The sequence below is a fragment of the Halodesulfovibrio oceani subsp. galateae genome, from assembly GCF_055397225.1.
Map to the genome: position 1 here is coordinate 3922562 of NZ_AP042453.1, position 18072 is coordinate 3940633.

At 45.7% G+C, this 18072-nt stretch carries 12 protein-coding genes and 2 tRNA genes; 11 read left to right on the forward strand and 3 right to left on the reverse strand.

The window, feature by feature from the left end; translation table 11 throughout:
* Positions 1 to 216 precede the first annotated feature (216 nt).
* Together ACZ5V1_RS17155 and ACZ5V1_RS17160 are read right to left on the reverse strand one after the other, a co-directional pair.
* Positions 217 to 2247 (reverse strand): methyl-accepting chemotaxis protein, encoded by a 2031-nt coding sequence (locus ACZ5V1_RS17155; RefSeq protein WP_464389890.1) that lies wholly within the window; start codon positions 2245 to 2247, stop codon positions 217 to 219.
* Between the two features lie 538 nt (positions 2248 to 2785).
* Positions 2786 to 3247, reverse strand: coding sequence for a type III secretion system chaperone (locus ACZ5V1_RS17160; RefSeq protein ID WP_464389891.1), 462 nt, complete (start codon positions 3245 to 3247; stop codon positions 2786 to 2788).
* Positions 3248 to 3585: 338 nt separating this feature from the next.
* Between ACZ5V1_RS17160 and ACZ5V1_RS17165 the strand changes: the two genes are divergently transcribed.
* Positions 3586 to 3660, forward strand: a tRNA-Gln gene (locus ACZ5V1_RS17165).
* Positions 3661 to 3793: 133 nt separating this feature from the next.
* Positions 3794 to 3871 (forward strand) — tRNA-Glu (locus ACZ5V1_RS17170).
* A 188-nt stretch (positions 3872 to 4059) separates the two neighbouring features.
* Here the strand turns inward: ACZ5V1_RS17170 and ACZ5V1_RS17175 are convergent.
* The gene (locus ACZ5V1_RS17175) at positions 4060 to 4734 is read right to left on the reverse strand and encodes a GntR family transcriptional regulator (RefSeq protein ID WP_464389892.1); all 675 of its coding nucleotides are present in this window, start codon (positions 4732 to 4734) and stop codon (positions 4060 to 4062) included.
* A 392-nt stretch (positions 4735 to 5126) separates the two neighbouring features.
* On the opposite strand from ACZ5V1_RS17175, the gene ACZ5V1_RS17180 reads away from it, so the two are divergent.
* From ACZ5V1_RS17180 to folD, 9 genes are all read left to right on the forward strand, one after another.
* Positions 5127 to 7580, forward strand: coding sequence for a GcvT family protein (locus ACZ5V1_RS17180; RefSeq protein ID WP_464389893.1), 2454 nt, complete (start codon positions 5127 to 5129; stop codon positions 7578 to 7580).
* 120 nt (positions 7581 to 7700) lie between these two features.
* Entirely contained in the window at positions 7701 to 8468 is a 768-nt protein-coding gene (locus tag ACZ5V1_RS17185; protein ID WP_464389894.1) for an electron transfer flavoprotein subunit beta/FixA family protein, read from the forward strand.
* Positions 8469 to 8479: 11 nt separating this feature from the next.
* Positions 8480 to 9412, forward strand: coding sequence for an electron transfer flavoprotein subunit alpha/FixB family protein (locus tag ACZ5V1_RS17190; RefSeq protein ID WP_464389895.1), 933 nt, complete (start codon positions 8480 to 8482; stop codon positions 9410 to 9412).
* A gap of 369 nt (positions 9413 to 9781) precedes the next feature.
* The gene (locus ACZ5V1_RS17195) at positions 9782 to 11818 is read left to right on the forward strand and encodes a (Fe-S)-binding protein (protein ID WP_464389896.1); all 2037 of its coding nucleotides are present in this window, start codon (positions 9782 to 9784) and stop codon (positions 11816 to 11818) included.
* A 374-nt stretch (positions 11819 to 12192) separates the two neighbouring features.
* Positions 12193 to 13212 (forward strand): TRAP transporter substrate-binding protein, encoded by a 1020-nt coding sequence (locus tag ACZ5V1_RS17200; protein WP_464389897.1) that lies wholly within the window; start codon positions 12193 to 12195, stop codon positions 13210 to 13212.
* A 94-nt stretch (positions 13213 to 13306) separates the two neighbouring features.
* Positions 13307 to 13804 carry a TRAP transporter small permease gene (locus tag ACZ5V1_RS17205; protein WP_464389898.1) on the forward strand — a complete coding sequence of 166 codons (498 nt, stop codon included), beginning with the start codon at positions 13307 to 13309 and terminating at the stop codon, positions 13802 to 13804.
* Positions 13805 to 13858: 54 nt separating this feature from the next.
* Positions 13859 to 15142, forward strand: coding sequence for a TRAP transporter large permease (locus tag ACZ5V1_RS17210; RefSeq protein WP_464389899.1), 1284 nt, complete (start codon positions 13859 to 13861; stop codon positions 15140 to 15142).
* Positions 15143 to 15218: 76 nt separating this feature from the next.
* Positions 15219 to 17030 (forward strand): formate--tetrahydrofolate ligase, encoded by a 1812-nt coding sequence (locus tag ACZ5V1_RS17215; protein ID WP_464389900.1) that lies wholly within the window; start codon positions 15219 to 15221, stop codon positions 17028 to 17030.
* 24 nt (positions 17031 to 17054) lie between these two features.
* Complete coding sequence (gene folD, locus ACZ5V1_RS17220) at positions 17055 to 17945, forward strand: bifunctional methylenetetrahydrofolate dehydrogenase/methenyltetrahydrofolate cyclohydrolase FolD (protein ID WP_464389901.1); 891 nt, start codon at positions 17055 to 17057, stop codon at positions 17943 to 17945.
* Positions 17946 to 18072: the final 127 nt, after the last annotated feature.

Below are 18072 nucleotides of genomic sequence, written 5' to 3' on the forward strand. Positions count from 1 at the left end.
CGTGAAAGCGGCGCGAGTTTTCGTGTGAATATGAAAAAACCTCTGAACATCGCTGTTCAGAGGTTTTGTGTACAGAATCAGATCGATCGGGTTCGAGTCTGTTCCTAGTATACAGAATGTTGTACGGATGCCGGGCTACTTCAAAGTAACAGGGTACGGGCCTGATGCATTTTGACTTATATGTAGTTCCCAACGGGCATTCTGTTTAACCTGGAACTATTGTTGGATTTCTCGCATAACAACTTCAAGTTTTTGTGAAAGTGCGGCAAGTGCGGTAACTGCAGCCGCAGCTGCGCTCATGCCCTGTGCTGCTTCTTGAGTAAGGGTATTAACCTCATCAGATGCGCGAGCAATTTGTTCTGACGCAGCGGATTGTTCTTCGGATGCGGTTGCGATGGAACGAACTCTGTCTGCTGTTTGTGTACCTGCCTCAACAATTTGCTCAAGGGCAGTGCCCGCACTCATTGTAAGTTCAGTATTTTCTCCAATACGTGTGGCTACATTTTCCATTTGGGTCAGTGTCGATTTGGAACTTTGTTGAATTCCATTCACCACGCTTTCAACTTCGTTTGTTGCCTGCATGGTTTTTTCTGCAAGCTTACGAACCTCGTCTGCTACAACTGCAAAGCCGCGACCAGCGTCGCCAGCACGTGCCGCTTCAATGGCAGCGTTGAGCGCAAGAAGGTTTGTTTGGTCTGCAATGTCGTTAATTACGTTGATTATACTGCCAATAGAATCCGCTTGAGTGCCGAGTTCGGTAATGGTGTTTCGCATATCTTCAGCATATTGCTGCACTTCTTCAGTAGACTGCACAACGTTTTTAACGATGCCTGCACCGTCAGATGCTGTTTTCTGTGCAATGTCAGCATCTTCAGCTGCGCGGGCTGCATTACTTGCAACTTCCAACGTAGTGGCGTTCATTTGTTCTACAGCGGTTGCTGTTTCGCTGATACGTTCGCTTTGAATAGAAGCGCCTTGTGTGGTCTGGTTAATCTGAATTTCTAACTGACCTGCTTCTTCGGCAACTTGCTCAGCAATGGATGTTGCTTCCAGAGCTGCACGGCTGATTCGCTCATTTTGCTCTTCAATAACTTTACGCTGGTTATTAAGCTCGGTGAGGTCGTACCAAAATGATACTGAGCCGATGATGTTTTTATCTAGATCGTAAACAGGAGTTGTTGTGACATCTATGAAGAGAGTTCGTCCGGAGGATAGGTGGCGTTCACAAGTGACATGAAGTTGCTTGCGTTCTTTAATAGCTTTATCGGAGAGAGTTTCTTTGTTTTTGTCATCCCAGTACAATTCACCAGAGCTAATACCTTTGTAACTTTCCGGAGTACCTTTTTTCTCCAGCAGGCTACAGAGCTGTTGGTTCGCCCAGAGCATGTTGAAGTCTGAGCCGACGATACCACATGGAGTAGGGATGGCATTCAGAACTCCTTCTGCAAAACCGAGCTTGTCTTTGAGCTCAAGAACCATGCGGTTGATGGCTTCGTGGAGAACGCTCATCTCGCCAGAGAAGGCACAGTTTGTTTTTGTATTAAGATCGCCGCCTGCCACTTTGTTGGCGAAATTAGTCAATTCAGTAAGTGGATTGTTTATAGCGCGAAACACAATAAAGGCAATCAACGCACCGAGGATAATTGCAACTAAACAGGCCAGCTTGATCATGTTTTCAGAATGCTTGAGCAGGGCTAACGATTCCTGACTCTCTTTGATCAGTATGTTGTGGCTGAATTCACCGAGTTGATCCAACGCATTTTCCATTTCATGTATTGGCTGCTTGTACGGTTTCATCAGCTTGTTAGCTTCAGCTGGATCGATATTTGAGTTAAGAGCCTGTTGTGCAATTTTCTGAACACCAGTTAGGTAGTGTGTATACGCAGAAGAAAAATTCTTGATTGCATCACGTTCCAGACTTGTGAGTTCGACAACTCCGGATTCCAATTCTGCAATGGTGGCAATTTGCTTGAGCGTTTTGGTACTTACACTTTCCAGTTTACGAAGGTATCCTTGTTGTTTTTGACTGTTTCCAATGTTAAGGAAAATGTCTTTTTCATAGCGGCGATGTAGCAGCAGAGAGTTTTTGATTTCCAAAGCCTGTTCTCGAAGTGCTACATCATAATAAACCAGTTCGTTAATTTGTTCTGTGGAATCTACTGCGGATTTATACCCGATTATTCCAATCAGCAGCGACAACCCGATAGCCGTGCTGAACCCCAATAGTAAAAGTTTTTTGATAGACATGAAATTACCCCAAAGAATTTCATCCTCTGCCGTAGGAAGCAAAGGATTGTGTCGTTTGTCTATTTTTTAAGTAGACAATAGGAACGAAAATTAAACGGAGAATATCTTTATAAGTATTGGGTTATTCCTTCTTCGGAGAGCTATATTATTCCCGATATATAGTTCTGCAATACAGAAAAAAATAATCCAGTATTTAGCATATTCGCCGTTCTGATTTTCGTGTTGCAAGATGTGACAGTACACAACAGAAGGCTGTTCACTTAAAAACGATCGGCAATAGTCAGTAAAAGTTTATTTTATTACAGCACTACTGTTAAGTAGTGTGGTGATTTTATTTTGCATGAATAGCTGATACTACTAAAAGCACGATAATGTACGAGCCGCATTTCTTATATAGCAATAAATATTCTTTGTCTTTTAACTATTTGAATTAATGATGTTGTTGCATTAGCGTTGCAATAAAAAAGCTCATTCCTTCAAAAAAGTAGGAATAAGCTTATGGAAAATATGTAAATACTTACACGTGGTGGCGTGTTACTTATGCTCTGTTAAAGATGTCATCCATTACAATAGATTGAATTTTATCAGAATTATCAGTTTCTTCAGGGTTTCTTAGTGCAAACGTTTCTCTCCACTTTTGTGCAATGGCTAGGAACTCTTCAAAGATCAATTCAAATTTTTGCAGGGTGAGATCTTCTATTTCAATGTGCTTCAGCAAAGCAATGCTTCTCTCTTCTCGTAAAAGAACAAATCTGGCTCCTGCTAATTGATTGCGAAACGCGTTTATTTCTAAAAGGTCGGCATAAATTTCGGGATTGTCAGAAGAAACAAGTGTTACGAGTTGCAGCGATCTATTTTTCTCATCTATATCGAGGCGAACTGAGGTTTTGCCTTTGATCGTGATGCGGCTGTAGCCCCCTTCATCAAAAGTAAATGGCTCGTGATCGATATTTTCTGCAAATTTAGTAAGAAGATTTCGGAGCGTATTTTTATATTCCATGATCGTTCCTTGTCGTCATATGCCGTAACCACTTTTTTTGAGCAAAATAAAGAACATTGGGCGAAGTCTGTTGAATGAAAATTCTCTATGAGTTTTCGGTAAACAGGTCGTTCTTGATTGTTTCTTTGAGTACTCTGCTATAGGAGCAGAGCCGCCAAGTGTTTGTTAAGTGTAACATGAGGTTGAGGAAAAACTATACTGGCAGAACACAGTTATCAATCTGCTAACTCAGGTCATAATCAGGGCCTCATCAAGAGAGGCTCATTAAGAAAAAGTTTTTTAAGTTTTTCCGTTGACAGCAGGGCGTGTTTTCCATAGATACACATCTCACAACTTGTTGGGCTATCGTTCAATTGGCAGGACGACGGGTTCTGATTCCGTTAATCAAGGTTCAAGTCCTTGTGGCCCAACCATTTTTTTTTAAAACAGCAACTGGCCAAGTTGCTGGGTGATAATCAAATTATACCCAGGTTTATATCTATTTTAATTTGAATTTTCATTTGCGGTTATGCCGTATGTTTTAGATAAAAATGCAAGTTTTCAAGCGTCCCCATCGTCTAGCCTGGCCCAGGACACCTGCCTTTCACGCAGGCGACAGGGGTTCAAATCCCCTTGGGGACGCCAAGCAATTTAAGCTCTTACACGAAAGTGTAAGAGCTTTTTTTTGTCCAAAATTCGAGTGGGACGTCCAAGTGGCAATGGTTGGAATCCTCATGTCGGGCTGTCTTCTACTTCACGGTTCTTATATTCCTGTCAGGGGTAGTTTCCGCTTTCGGTGTGATCGTGCTGTGACTGTTTACATCATATTGCCACTATTCTTCGTTGCTTAGCTCGGGGTAAAATTGCTTCAAAAATTTACTATGAACAGAGAATGACCAATGCTCATCGCGGACAATTGTACCTGCTGCAATAGGATTTCGCTTTTTGAATGAGTCAATAAGGCGCTCATGTTCATGCAGGTGAATAAGCTCCCATTCTTTGATGTAAGAACGCACGGGGAAATCGTACAAGCGCTGTTTTATAGGCGCCAATACAAAATCGTGTAAATCTCCTGCAGAGTACGCCAGAAATATTTGGTGAAACTCAAGATTCAACTGGCAGTATGTATTATAGTCTTCTTCTTCCAATGCCAGAATCTGCGCCTGATTTAGCTCTTCCAGCCTAACAATATCCTCTTCCGTAATAAGGGTCGCAGCCTTGTAGGCACATGTCCCTTCTACTGAACCGATTATGTCGTATGCATTTCTAATGTATTCTTCTGTAATAGGCTCAACAACCACACCGCGTCTTGGAATAATAGAGACAAAGCCTTGTGCCTCAAGCTTAATTAACGCATCCCGCAACGGTGCCTTACTCACATTAAGCTCTTCGCAAATTTGATCCTGATCAAGCATTTGTCCGTGACGAAGTCTGCCCAACGCCATGGAATTACAAATACTCCGATACACTTTCTCTCGTAATGAAATTTTCTTTTCTTTTTTTGCCATGGGAACTTCGTACCACAGACTTGTTGGCAAGAAAAGTCTACTTACCCTTGATTTAGCCCTCAAGATATATCTGAAGCATTTTAATTGACAATTTCTTTTATAGTATGAAGCCCTGATTCTCAGGGCCTTTTTGTTGTTTTTTTCCGATTTTAAACAACAATTTTTAAAAACAACGTTGACCGACTATTTTAGCGGTGATATATCACGAAGCAGTTCAAGCGATTCCTACAGCACACGCCAATCTAGTGCTCTGTGTCCAAGCCGTTTGTAGTGCTACAACCGTAATTCATTATAAAATAAAGTGTGTTGCGAGTATTCTACATAACTTTTTTCTACTTTTTGCGCTCAGCCTTCGCAACTCAAAGAGCGCGCAACCACGCAAGGAGTTCGTAATGGATATGAAACTTCCAACTCATGCTCAGGTCGTCATTATCGGCGGTGGTATTGTCGGGTGTAGTACCGCATACCATCTCGCAAAAGCTGGCTGGAAAGATGTTATTCTACTAGAGCGCAAATCTATTGCGTCCGGTACAACATGGGCAGCAGCAGGTCTGCTGGCACAGCTCCGTCAGAACCGTCAGATGTCCAACCTTGTAAAATACGCAACAGAACTTTACTCCACGCTAGAAGAAGAAACCGGAATGCCTACCGGCTATGCAATGACCGGTGCTATATCAGTCTGCCAGACAGAAGATCGCGTTAAAGAATACTTACGTGGCGCAGCACGTGCTCGTGCGTTCGGCATTGATATGCACATGATCAGCAAAGGCGAAGCATTGGACATGGTTCCTGGTATGAACCTCGACAGCTGTCTCGACGAGGTATTTTATCTGCCGAATGATGCTCAGATTAACCCGGAAGATAGTGCACAGGCACTGGCAAAAGGCGCCCGTATGAACGGGGTGCGCATCTTTGAAGATACTCCTGTTACTGACATCATTACCAAGAACGGTGAAATTGCAGGCGTAAGCACAGAAGAGGGCGACATTGTTTGCCAGTACGTTGTGAACTGTGCCGGTATGTGGGGTCGTCAGATTGGTAAGATGGCAAAAGTCAGCCTGCCGTTGCACGCAGCAGAACACATGCACGCAGTAACGAAGCCTATTGAAGGCTACAAAGATATTTTCCCATGTGTCCGTGATTTCGATGGCTACACATATTTCAAGGCAGAACACGGTGGCTTGCTCTTTGGGGGATTTGAGCCTGTTGCGAAGGCATGGGGTCAAAAAGGTATCCCTAAAGATTTCAAATTTACAGCGCTTCAAGAAGATTGGGATCAATTCAACCCGTTCCTCGAATGCGCTCTTGACCGTTTCCCTGCAATGGAAACTGCCGAAATTCGCCATCTTGAAGTTGTGCCGGAAAGTTTCACACCAGATAACGCTTTCATGCTCGGTGAAGCACCGCACGTTAAGAACCTCTTCATCGGTTGTGGTATGAACTCCGTTGGTATCGCATCCTCCGCTGGTGTAGGTCGCGCTATTACCCAATGGATGACAGACGGCAAACCTGCTGAAGAACTCTGGCCTGTTGATGTACGCCGCTTCTACTCATGGCAGCAGAACAGCAGTTACCTTGAAGAACGCGTAACTGAATCTGTAGGCATTCTCTACGAACAGCATCTTCCATACAAACAGCGCACCACCGCTCGTAATATTATCCACTCTCCTCTGCATGAAAGATTGGTAGAAGCAGGCGCAGCATTCAGCATGGTCGCTGGCTGGGAACGCGCAGACTGGTTCGCACCTGAAGGCGTAAAACCGGAACACGAATACGACTGGGATGCGCCAAACTGGATTCCTTATCAGAAGGAAGAGCATCTTGCTGTCCGCGATAATGTAGGCGTGTATGACATGTGTGCCATGTCTAAATTCATTGTGCAGGGCAAGGATGCAGAAGAAGCTTTACAGCATGTTTGCACCAACGACATTAGCGGCCCTGTTGGCAAAGTTACCTATACCCCTGTCGTGAACGAGCTTGGTGGCTTTGAAATGGACATCACAGTCACCCGCATTGCGGATAATGAGTATTTCATTGTTTCGACTGCCAACACCACAACACGCGATATTGATTATTTCCGCCGTAATTTCCCTGCATACGCAAATGCAACTGTGACAGACGTAACCCATGGCTGGGGTATGCTGGCAGTTATGGGACCTAACTCGCGTAAGGTTCTTGAAAAAATTACTTCTGAAGACCTTTCTAACGAAGCCTTCCCGTTTGCAACCGCGAAGTTCATGGATGTCGGTTACGCCCGTCCGCTTGCTATCCGCATGTCTTATGTTGGTGAACTTGGCTGGGAACTCTACGTGCCGACCAACTTTATGCTCAATATGTACGACCGCATTATGGACGCTGGTAAAGAATTCGGTATCCGCAATGTTGGTATGCAGGCAGTTAACTCCCTGCGTAGCGAAACAGGTTATCGTCACTGGGAAAACGATCTCACACCGGACGACACACCATACGAAGCGGGCATGGGCTTTGGCGTAAAATTAGCCAAAGGCGACTTCATCGGCCGCAGTGCGTTGATGATTCAAAAAGCACGTCCGCTCGGTAAACGTATGGTTCAGGTGGTGCTTGGCGACCCTAAAGCTAAAATTTACGGCAACGAACCTGTATACCGGAACGGCAAAATTATAGGTGAAATTACCTCCGGTTCTTATGCCTTTAAACTTGGTGCAGCTACCGGCTTTGCATATGCCAATCGTGAAGACGGAGAGCAGCTCGACCTTGCATGGATTAACGACGGCACATGGGAAGTGGAAGTACAGGGCAAAATGATTCCTGCCTCCACAAGCTTAGCGGCCCCCTATGATCCTAAAAACCAGCGCGTGCGCATGTAAGTAACAAATCCAATAAATTGAAAAAGCAGTTGTAACTCTGCTTTTTCCAGTATCCCAGAGCTTCCGCCGGGCGCGGCGGAAGCTTGTACCTTGCCTGCACGCATATCTCAGGAGAATCATATGCAGATTTATGTATGTGTTAAGCATGTGCCAGATTCCGGCGCTCTTATCGAACTTGATGGAGCTACCTCTTTTGTAGAGGGCAACGTAAAATTTATCCCGAACCCATTCGACGAATACGGTATTGAAGAAGCCCTCACACTTAGCAAAGAACATGGCGGAGAAGTTATTATTGTATGTGCCGGTAACAATGGCGCTACCTCATCGATTCGTGCCGCTCTTGCGATGGGTGCAACCCGTGCAATCCATGTAGTCACAGACGGACAGTTCACCAATTCCACAACCATAGCAAAAGCATTCGCTCAGGCTATTACGCAAGACGGCACAGCTGATCTCATTTTCACAGGAAAGCAGAGCATCGACAGTGAAGGTGGCCAGTTCCCGTACCGTCTTGCTAAAGAACTTTCACTCCCTGTTATTAATGATGTTACCGGACTTACATTGTCTGACGGCACTGCATCTCTCACTCGTGAAATTGGTGGTGGCATCCGGCAGCTTATCACAGCCGCACTCCCTTGCGTTATCGGCGCAACTCGCGGACTTAACGAGCCTCGCTATCCTAAATTACCTGACATTATGAAAGCTAAAAAGAAGCCAATTCAGCAGCTTCCAGTGGATACACTTTCTTTAGGTGAATCACCGTCTGCTGTTCTCAACAATCTGGAAATGGTTCCGGAACGCTCCGGTGCCAAAATGCTTGAAGGTGATGTTTCTGCGCAAATTGCAGAGCTGCTTCGCACACTACGTGAAGAAGAAAGGGTACTTTAAGGGAGGTTGTTATGACTAAATCTGCTGTAATTCTTGAAACAGATGCAAGCGGCGTTAAAGAAGCCGTATTTGCCGCCATCACCGTAGCTGCTGCTGCCGGCGATGTTATTGCTCTTACTACCGCTAATTCAGACTCCGTTCAGGCTTCATGCGCAGAATACGGCGTCTCTCAAATTATCAGCATTAGTGCCGGTTGTGACCTTGATGCTCATCCCGATGCTCGCGCCGCTGCGTTTGCAGAATGCATCAAGGCACATGGCATTACAGATGTTATCGCCATTAACTCTATGGAAGGCAAAGACCTGCTGGCACGTATGGCTGTAGCTCTCGATGCTGCACTCACTACAGACTGCCTCTCCATTGATGTGACTGAGCGCTCTGTAAAGAAAAGTTATTTTGCCGGTAAGGCGCTGGCTACACTGACTCTCCCGGGTGACATAGCCCTCTACGGCCTGCGCCCAAACGCAGTCGCCGCAGTAGCGGCACCGTCTACAACTGTATCCGAAGATTTCATCGCTTCTGTCACAGCAGAAGGCATAGTGATTACGGACATACAGGGCGGCGAAGGGGCATCTACAGACCTTTCCGAAGCATCAGTCATCGTGGCAGGTGGGCGCGCAGTGGGTGATTCTTCCGGTTTCGACATTTTAAATGAACTGGCATTAACCCTCGAAGCAGGTGTGGGCGCATCCCGCGCGGCAGTTGATGCAGGTTATGCAGCTCACTCTATGCAGGTAGGTCAAACAGGCAAAACCGTTAGCCCCAACCTGTACATTGCATGTGGCATCTCCGGTGCTGTGCAGCATTATGCAGGCATGAAGACATCTAAAGTCATTGTCGCCATCAATAGCGATAAGGACGCACCAATATTTAACAAATGTGACTATGGAATTGTGGGGGACATCTTTGATGTTGTGCCACAGTTAACCAGCGCTCTTAAATAGCATTTGCAGTGCGGTACGGTGGAATTGCGATGTGGCTTCCTTCTTCGGGGTCCGCTGTATGCAGCACTTTTCGAAACTATGTTGAGAGCAACTAAAAATGGCAACAAGATGGCGGATTATCCGTCAACTATGCTTGCGATCAGTGCACTGGAAAGGGGATAATTAGACTGTTGGCAAAGTCATTACTATCCGTATGAACGGATATAATGATGTCTTCCAGTAACTCGGTTGTTGATTGTTGTTGTGGTAGCAAAATCTCCCTTTACCTGCTGTTACTGATCGCAAGCTCTCATACTGTTTTTACATAAATTCATTGCCTTATGACGCACGTACAGAGTTTTTCTCTGTCATACGCAGGACAGAAGAACCATGACAGAACTATATATCAGTATTAAACAACTTCTCGTAGCGGCACTGCTCATTGCCTCATTTTCGTTTTTTGCGATAAAAGTACGCCGTCTTATCGCGCTGATGCAAAGCGTTAAAGGCGAAGCACCACAATTTTTACCGGCTACTTCTGAAGCCAACACTGAAATCGCACCGCCAATGGAGCGACTCAAGATTTTGTTTTCAGACGTACTCGGTCAGACAAATGTTCGAAGAAAGCTGGGCATTGGTCTTGCCCATACTGCTATTTTCTTTGGCTTCCTGCTTATTCAGCCTCATTCGCTGGAGATGATGATCCGCGGCATCTTTCCCGCATTTTCTCTCCACTCCCTGTTGCCAACGGGCTACACCATTTTTCTGGCACTTGCAGACTGGCTTGCCTTTGCCAGCCTCATAGGCTTTGGCTACGTGGCGTTCCGTCGTGTGGTTCTCAAACCGGCATACCTACCTAAGAGTCAGGATGCATGGGTGATTATAGCCTTTACCACCATCATTATTGTCACATTTTTTATTTTGAACGCATTGGCAACCGTATCAACATACGCTGCCAATGGTCATGTCCTCAGCGGCGTTCCTGTCTCAAGTGCTGTGGCAAGTTTGATGGGTATGCAAAGCTGGTCGCCGACTACCTTACAGGTGACTTTTGAGCTGACCTACTGGGTGCATTTACTCACCATCATGGCGTTTCTACTCTTCATCCCTAGTTCCAAACACCTGCACTTGCTTGCAGCCGTACCAAACGTGGTGCTCAAGCCAGCCAAGCTGGAAAAATCCATCGTGAAAACAGATATCGAAGATGAGGATGCTGAAACCTTCGGTCTTGGTTTTATTAACGAGCTGAACTGGAAACAGGTAATGGATCTGTACGCCTGTACAGAATGCGGACGCTGCGAAGAGCAATGTCCGGCGGCTAAAACAGGTAAGGCACTATCCCCGCGTGAGTTTATCCACTCAGTTAAATCTGAACTGTTCGATAACGCTGATGCGCTGCTGGAAGGCAAACAGGAATTTGAGCCATTGGTTCGCGAAGGCGGGCATGTGCTTGCTGAACAGGTATGGGACTGTACCACCTGTAGAGCATGTGAAGAAGCGTGTCCTGTGAATATTCAACATCTGGATATCATGTTCGAAGCACGCAAGTATCAAGTGCTTATGGAAGCAGCATTTCCGGCAGAGTTGAACGACACGTTCACAAATATCGAGAACCAGTCCAATCCGTGGGGCTTTCCGACCGCTAGCCGTGGAGACTGGGCAAAAGATTTGAACATTCCGCATGTATCAGACGCACCTGATGCTGAAATTATCTACTTTGCAGGCTCTGCTCTGAGCCTTGATGATCGCGGTAAAAAAGTCTCTCAGGCGCTTATGAAAGTGCTGAAGGCTGCCGGAGTCAAAGTCGCTATCCTCGGTGTGGACGAACAGGATTCCGGTGATGATGCACGCCGCTGCGGTAACGAATATCTCGCACAAATGACCATACAATCCAATGTGGAAGCGCTGAATGAATACGGTGTAAAAAACATTCTTACGGCCTGTCCGCACACTTATAATATTCTTAAGAACGAATATCCGGAATTCGGTGGCCTCTACAACGTAGTGCACCATTCCGAATATTTATTGAAACTCCTCAATGCAGGACGCCTTACTGTTCCTGCCGGTGATCTCGGCTCTATAACATACCATGACTCCTGCTATCTTGGACGCTGGAACGGCATCTTTGAGGCACCGCGAAATCTGCTTCAGCAGATTAACAACAACACACCTATCGTTGAGATGGCTGCATCCCACGAAAAAGGCATGTGCTGTGGCGGCGGTGGCGGCAGAATGTTTATGGAAGAAGATACAGGCGAACGCATCAATGTAGTTCGCACAAAACAGGCCGTTGAAACAGGCGCACAGACTGTCGCTGTAGGTTGTCCGTACTGTCTCACAATGTTCTCCGATGGTCTTGGTGAACTGGAAACAACTGCCATTGCCAAAGACATTGCGGAAATTCTGGCTGAAAAACTTGAGGCATAGAACGTACGAAAATACGCTACCTGTGCCCCTAAGTTTTGCAACACAGAAACTGCTGCTGAAATCAATACCGCAGGCCGCCCCTGAAACACACAGCTATCGGGCTGCGGTATCAATCACTACCTAAACTGAAACGGGAATCGACATACAACCATTGATTCCGTTGTGGCTGACGTAGCCGAAGAACACGAGGAAGTTTTCTTCCCACCCCCTGACACCAAGACGATACACGCTATGCTAGTCACTTCCCTGCAACCGTAACGATACCAGAGGAGGAAAACGAACACACAGGCTTTCGGTACTTCCAGAAAATGGAGCTCATATGAACTTTTTTCCTATGAGACGAAACGATGCAGATTATAATAAGGAGATGTTTTATGACTTGCAGAAAAGTGACTGTGTTATTGTGTACTTTCGTTTTAGCGTTATGTTTGACTACTGGCGCAGAAGCCAGACAACAGGTTAAGTATTTGCAGTCCTGTCCTGCATCTGCCTTTGAAACTACATGTGAAGGTAAATCTGTCAGCACATATCTGGGTGGTTTGGACTACCTTATGAAGGAACATTCCAAGCTTAGAGGCAAATATGAACTCAAATTTGTGGGCAACGTATTTACCAGCCCAACAGACTGTCTTACTGCGGTAGCATCCGGCGGTGGCCAGATGACCTACACTGCACCGCAGTTTCTTGAGCAGTACGATCCAGCATGGAAGCTTATTACAGCACCTGGTCTATTTAAAGATTTTGACCATTTCCTACGCACAATGGATACCCCCGCTTGGAAAGAACGCGTAGAAAAGTTGAGTAAAAAAAATGGTGTTACCATCATCAAATGGATGGCAAGCATCGGCGACTTCTACCTTTTTACCAACAAAGGTCCTATTAAAAGTATGGAAGACGTTGTAGGGCAGAAAATCCGTTACAACGGTGCACAGGGGTATGCTGCTGCTCTTAAAAAATTCAACACAACCGGTATTGCTCTCCCATATACTGAAGTTGTGTCCAGCCTCCAAACTAACATGGTAGACGGTCTGCTTAGTGAAATCTTTGCTAGCGACTATTACGATCTGCCGCGTTACACCAAATACCTTGTTCCAATTTCATGGGGCATCGCACCAATGGCTATGGTTGTTAATACCGGTTGGTGGGAATCCCTTCCTGCTGAAGAACGTGCGATTTTCGTGCAGGCTCTTGAGATGCCGAGCATCTATAAGCATTTCGAAAAACTTCAGGTCGAAGAAGTTAAAAATTGGGACAAAAACCCAGAGACCGAACTTGTTGTTCTTAGCGCAGAAGAACAAGAAAAATGGCGCCAGAGCCTTGTAAAATCCACTGTTGAATTTTCCAAGGATCTGCCACCAGAACTCATGCAGGCTGTTCTTAGCACTCAAGAGTAGCAATCTGTACATCTAATAATGTAGCGGGGCGTATGCCCCGCTATACCGCAAGAGAGCTACATCTTGTTCACATTATGACTTGTAAGGATATCGTATGAGTACTGATTGGAAAAAACGCTGTAAGGCTTTCAAAGATGGTTGGATTGTATTTTTCAGTTATGTCCTCTTCCTGGCAATCACCATCAACTTTTTAGAAATTGTCATGCGTGTTCTATTCAACTCATCAGTTGATCTGATGTTTGATTTACCCACATGGCTCACCACATGGTCTATGGTGCTTATTTCTGGAATGATTCTGTTAGATAATGAGCATCTATGTATCGAAGCAGTCCGCAGTAAATTGTCTGGAAAACCCGCAAAGGCTCTAGATTTTATTAACAACCTGCTTACTACCATCTTTGCTGCTACCGTCACCTATTCCGGCATAATGTTTGTAAAACAGCTCTACACATTTGATACAGCTTTCACCCGTATTATCACCATTCCTAAATGGATGGTTGAAATCTGTATTCCTATCGGAATGGGCGTGTTTACTATCTGTGCGATCATCAAAACGGTTCAAGATCTCAGAAAAAAATACACTGATGAGTAAGCAACTTACTATCATTATCTTCCACGTAGCCTACCCTTTGGGAGGATTAGTTACATGAGTCCGTTAGAATATTTCGCCCTTGCTTCCATCGCGCTGTTGTTTCTTATGGGCACGCCTCTTACGGTTGCTTTCAGTCTCGGCTCCATAATTATTCTTATTGAAAGCATGGGGTTGCCAATTAACAATCTTGCGCAGTTATTCTTCTCTGCGATGAACTCATACACGTTGCTTGCCATGCCGTTCTTTATTCTCGCAGGTAACGTTATTCTGCGATGTGAAGGCGTAAAACATTTACGTGACTTCCTTAACAGAATGGTTGGTCACCTTCCCGGTGGCATGGCAGCAGCTATCATTATTTTTGCCGCATTTTTAGGTTCCGTTTCCGGCTCCGCTACTGCCTGCCTTGCCATTATCGGAACAATCTTTGTGCCTATGATGGTAAGCTCCGGTTACTCGCGTCCGTTTGCATCCGGCCTTACTGTTACATCCGCAGGGCTTGGTGCGGTTATTCCGCCGAGTATCTTTTTTATTGTATTCGGTTCCGCAAACCGAATCCCTATTGCAGATCTCTTCATGGGCGGCATTGGCCCCGGGCTTCTTGCAGCCACACTCATGATTATCACTGCGATTGTCATTTCGAAAAAGCGCGGATTCAAAAGTACCACCGTCGCCACAAACGCAGAGCGCTGGGATTCCTTTAAAAAAGCATTCCCACTCGCTCTTATGCCTATCATCGTGCTCGGCGGTATCTACTCCGGTCAATTCAGTCCTACACAGGCTGCTGCCGTATCCGTATTCTATTCTCTATTCATGGCTAAAATTATCTACAAAAAGTTCTCTAAAAAGGACTTTGTAGATTCCATCGTCAGTACCGCAAGGCTCAGTAGTATGATCTATTTCCTCGTGGTCGGTGGCGAGCTGTTCGGTAAGGTTCTCGGGTACATCGGTCTGCCGCAGCTTATTGCACAGTGGGTTATCGACATGAACTTGGAGCCGGTTGCCTTCCTGCTTATGGCGCAGGGCATTCTGCTCGTTATGGGGTTCTTTTTCTCATCCTTCCCTATGGTAATCATCGTGCTACCTCTCTTCTTACCGAGTGTTTATTCTCTCGGCATCGATCCTGTTCTCTACGGCGCACTGGCGATCTTCTGTTCCATCATTGGTGAAGTTACACCGCCAATGGGGCCACAGCTGTGGATTGCCGCTCCGATCTGTAAGGAAAAGATAGGAAACATAATGCGCGAGTCGTGGGTCTTCCTTGGGGTGCAGGTTTTTGCCCTCATTCTCACCACGCTCTTCCCAGCTATCAGCTTGTTTCTTGTAAATTTCATTCGCTAGCCTTATCCGCGACTCGAATGATCACATATTTTGCACCATAACCCATCGATCTATTTTTATGTAACGGAGAAGAAAAATGGCAGAAACTGCTACTGAATTCAAAAATGAACATACTACGTTAGATCCGAAAAATCATGCAGATTGGGAAGTTGCTCAGGATGCAGAAACACGGATGAAAACCATCTATGCTATTGCAGCAGAGATGGGACTTACAGAAAAAGAGCTGCTCCCATACGGTCATTATATGGGAAAAATTGACTACCGCGCCGTGCTTGGTCGTTTGAGTGATAGACCTAACGGTAAGTATATTAACGTAACCGCCATTACTCCGACTCCACTTGGCGAAGGCAAGTCTACAACCACTATCGGCCTTGTGCAGGGGCTCGGAAAACGCGGTAAGAAATCTTCTGCTGCTATCCGTCAGCCTTCCGGTGGTCCTACCATGGGTGTTAAAGGCGGCGCAGCCGGTGGCGGGCGTTCCCAGTGTATCCCGCTTACACCTTTCTCACTTGGTTTTACCGGTGATATTAACTCCATCATGAACGCTCATAACCTTGCGATGGTAGCTGTTACTTCACGTATGCAGCATGAGCGTAACTACGATGATGAGAAGCTGGAAAAACTCTCTGGAATGAGACGTCTTGATGTTGATCCTACCCGCGTGGAAATGGGCTGGGTAATCGACTACTGTTGTCAGTCGCTGCGGAATATTATCATCGGCATTGACGGCGTAAACGCTCAGCGTGACGGTTTCATGATGCGTTCCAGATTTGATATTGCTGTTTCCTCTGAAGTAATGGCAATTTTAGCAGTAGCGAAAGACCTTACAGACCTTCGTGAACGCATGGCTAAAATCATCGTTGCGTACGACAAGAATGGTAAGCCGCTTACTACTAAAGATTTTGAAGTTGATGGCGCTATGACTGCATGGATTGTAGAAGCTGTTAACCCTAACCTTATCCAGACTCTGGAAGGACAGCCTGTTATCGTACATGCTGGTCCGTTTGCAAACATTGCAATCGGTCAGTCTTCCATTATCGCAGATCAGGTTGGTCTTAAACTTTCTGAATACCACGTAACAGAATCCGGCTTTGGTGCGGATATCGGCTATGAAAAGTTCTGGAATTTGAAATGCCACTACTCAGGTCTTAAGCCCGACGCAGCAGTTGTTGTTGCTACTATCCGTGCACTGAAGTGCCACGGTGGTGCTCCAGTACCTTTCCCGGGTAAACCTCTTCCTGCTGAATACAACGGCGAGAACGTTGAGTGGGTAGAAAAAGGGTGTGCCAACCTCCTGCACCATATAAAAATCGTTAAGAAGTCCGGTGTATCTCCTGTTGTTTGTATCAACGCATTTGTTACCGATACTGACGCAGAAATTGCAAAAGTACGTGAGCTTTGTGAAGCAGCCGGTGCCCGCGTAGCACTTTCCCGTCATTGGGAACACGGTGGCGACGGTGCGTTAGAGCTTGCTGATGCAGTTATTGCGGCCTGTGAAGATGAAACAGAATTCACTCCGTTATACACATGGGATATGCCAGCCCGTGAACGTATCGAACGTGTTGCTACCGAAGTTTACGGTGCGGAAGGGGTAGACTTTTCAGCAGAAGCACTCAGAAAGCTTGCCGCTATTGAAACGAATAATGATATGAGCAAACTTGGCATGTGCATGGTTAAAAGCCATTTGTCTCTGTCTGATGATCCATCAAAGAAAGGTGTTCCTTCCAATTGGCGTCTTAGCATCCGCGATGTGCTTATTTTTGGTGGCGCAGGATTCTTTGTTCCGGTAGCAGGTGCTATTTCACTGATGCCGGGCACTGGTTCTAACCCGTCTTTCCGCAGAATTGATGTGGATACCGAAACTGGCAAAGTTCAGGGTTTGTTCTAGGAAGAGTTTTTTCAGGAGAAGATCATGAGTGCGGAAATTATTAGCGGCACCGAGATGCGGACGGCAATTCTGGATGAATTGCGTGTAGAAGTCGCAGATATGAAGGAGCAGTACGGCGTTGTTCCAGGATTGGTAACCATCCTTGTCGGCGCAAATCCGGCTTCCATCAGCTATGTAACGCTGAAAGTGAAAACGGCGTTAGGTCTTGGTTTCCATGAAATTCAAGACGACCAACCGGAAGATATTACAGAAGAGGCGTTGTTGAAGCTTATTGAAAAGTACAACAACGACAATTCAATACACGGTATTCTTGTGCAATTGCCTCTACCTAAGCATATCAATGAAGAGAAGATCATTAATGCTATCGATCCAGATAAGGACGTGGACGGATTTCATCCGGTAAATCTGGGACGAATGGTATTAGGCGACAGAGACGGTTTTTTGCCATGTACCCCTTACGGTATTCAAGAAATGATCATTCGTTCCGGTACAGAAACAAGCGGCGCAGAGACGGTTGTTGTCGGTCGCTCTAATATTGTCGGCAAACCTATCTCTATTATGATGGGGCAGAAAGGCGAGGGAGCGAACAGCACTGTCACTATGGTGCATACGCGTACTCAGGATTTAGAAGCACATTGTAAGCGTGCAGACATTCTTATTGTTGCTGCTGGCGTTCCGGGGCTTGTGAAGCCGGAATGGATTAAGGCTGGGGCGACAGTCATTGATGTGGGTGTAAACCGTATTGGTATGTCGGATTCCGGCAAAGCAATTTTAAGCGGCGATGTTGCCTTTGATGAAGCAAAGCAGATTGCAGGAAAAATTACACCGGTTCCTGGTGGAGTTGGTCCTATGACCATTGCCATGCTCATGAAAAATACAGTGAAATCGGCAAAAAAACATATTGAAAAAGCGTAACTTGGCTACAGTTTTAAGCCCAATAGACCGTAGCTAGTCCCACGTAAAGCCGCTAACTGCAACAAGTTGGCGGCTTTTATTACTTAGTCTTTTAAACAGTAGTCGCAGCCTAAAAAGTTTTGCCTTA

Coding starts and splice junctions, on each gene's coding strand:
- ACZ5V1_RS17155 (WP_464389890.1), bottom strand. CDS start 2,247: ATGTCTATCAAAAAACTTTTACTATTGGGGTTCAGCACGGCTATCGGG.
- ACZ5V1_RS17160 (WP_464389891.1), bottom strand. CDS start 3,247: ATGGAATATAAAAATACGCTCCGAAATCTTCTTACTAAATTTGCAGAA.
- ACZ5V1_RS17175 (WP_464389892.1), bottom strand. CDS start 4,734: ATGGCAAAAAAAGAAAAGAAAATTTCATTACGAGAGAAAGTGTATCGG.
- ACZ5V1_RS17180 (WP_464389893.1), top strand. CDS start 5,127: ATGGATATGAAACTTCCAACTCATGCTCAGGTCGTCATTATCGGCGGT.
- ACZ5V1_RS17185 (WP_464389894.1), top strand. CDS start 7,701: ATGCAGATTTATGTATGTGTTAAGCATGTGCCAGATTCCGGCGCTCTT.
- ACZ5V1_RS17190 (WP_464389895.1), top strand. CDS start 8,480: ATGACTAAATCTGCTGTAATTCTTGAAACAGATGCAAGCGGCGTTAAA.
- ACZ5V1_RS17195 (WP_464389896.1), top strand. CDS start 9,782: ATGACAGAACTATATATCAGTATTAAACAACTTCTCGTAGCGGCACTG.
- ACZ5V1_RS17200 (WP_464389897.1), top strand. CDS start 12,193: ATGACTTGCAGAAAAGTGACTGTGTTATTGTGTACTTTCGTTTTAGCG.
- ACZ5V1_RS17205 (WP_464389898.1), top strand. CDS start 13,307: ATGAGTACTGATTGGAAAAAACGCTGTAAGGCTTTCAAAGATGGTTGG.
- ACZ5V1_RS17210 (WP_464389899.1), top strand. CDS start 13,859: ATGAGTCCGTTAGAATATTTCGCCCTTGCTTCCATCGCGCTGTTGTTT.
- ACZ5V1_RS17215 (WP_464389900.1), top strand. CDS start 15,219: ATGGCAGAAACTGCTACTGAATTCAAAAATGAACATACTACGTTAGAT.
- folD (WP_464389901.1), top strand. CDS start 17,055: ATGAGTGCGGAAATTATTAGCGGCACCGAGATGCGGACGGCAATTCTG.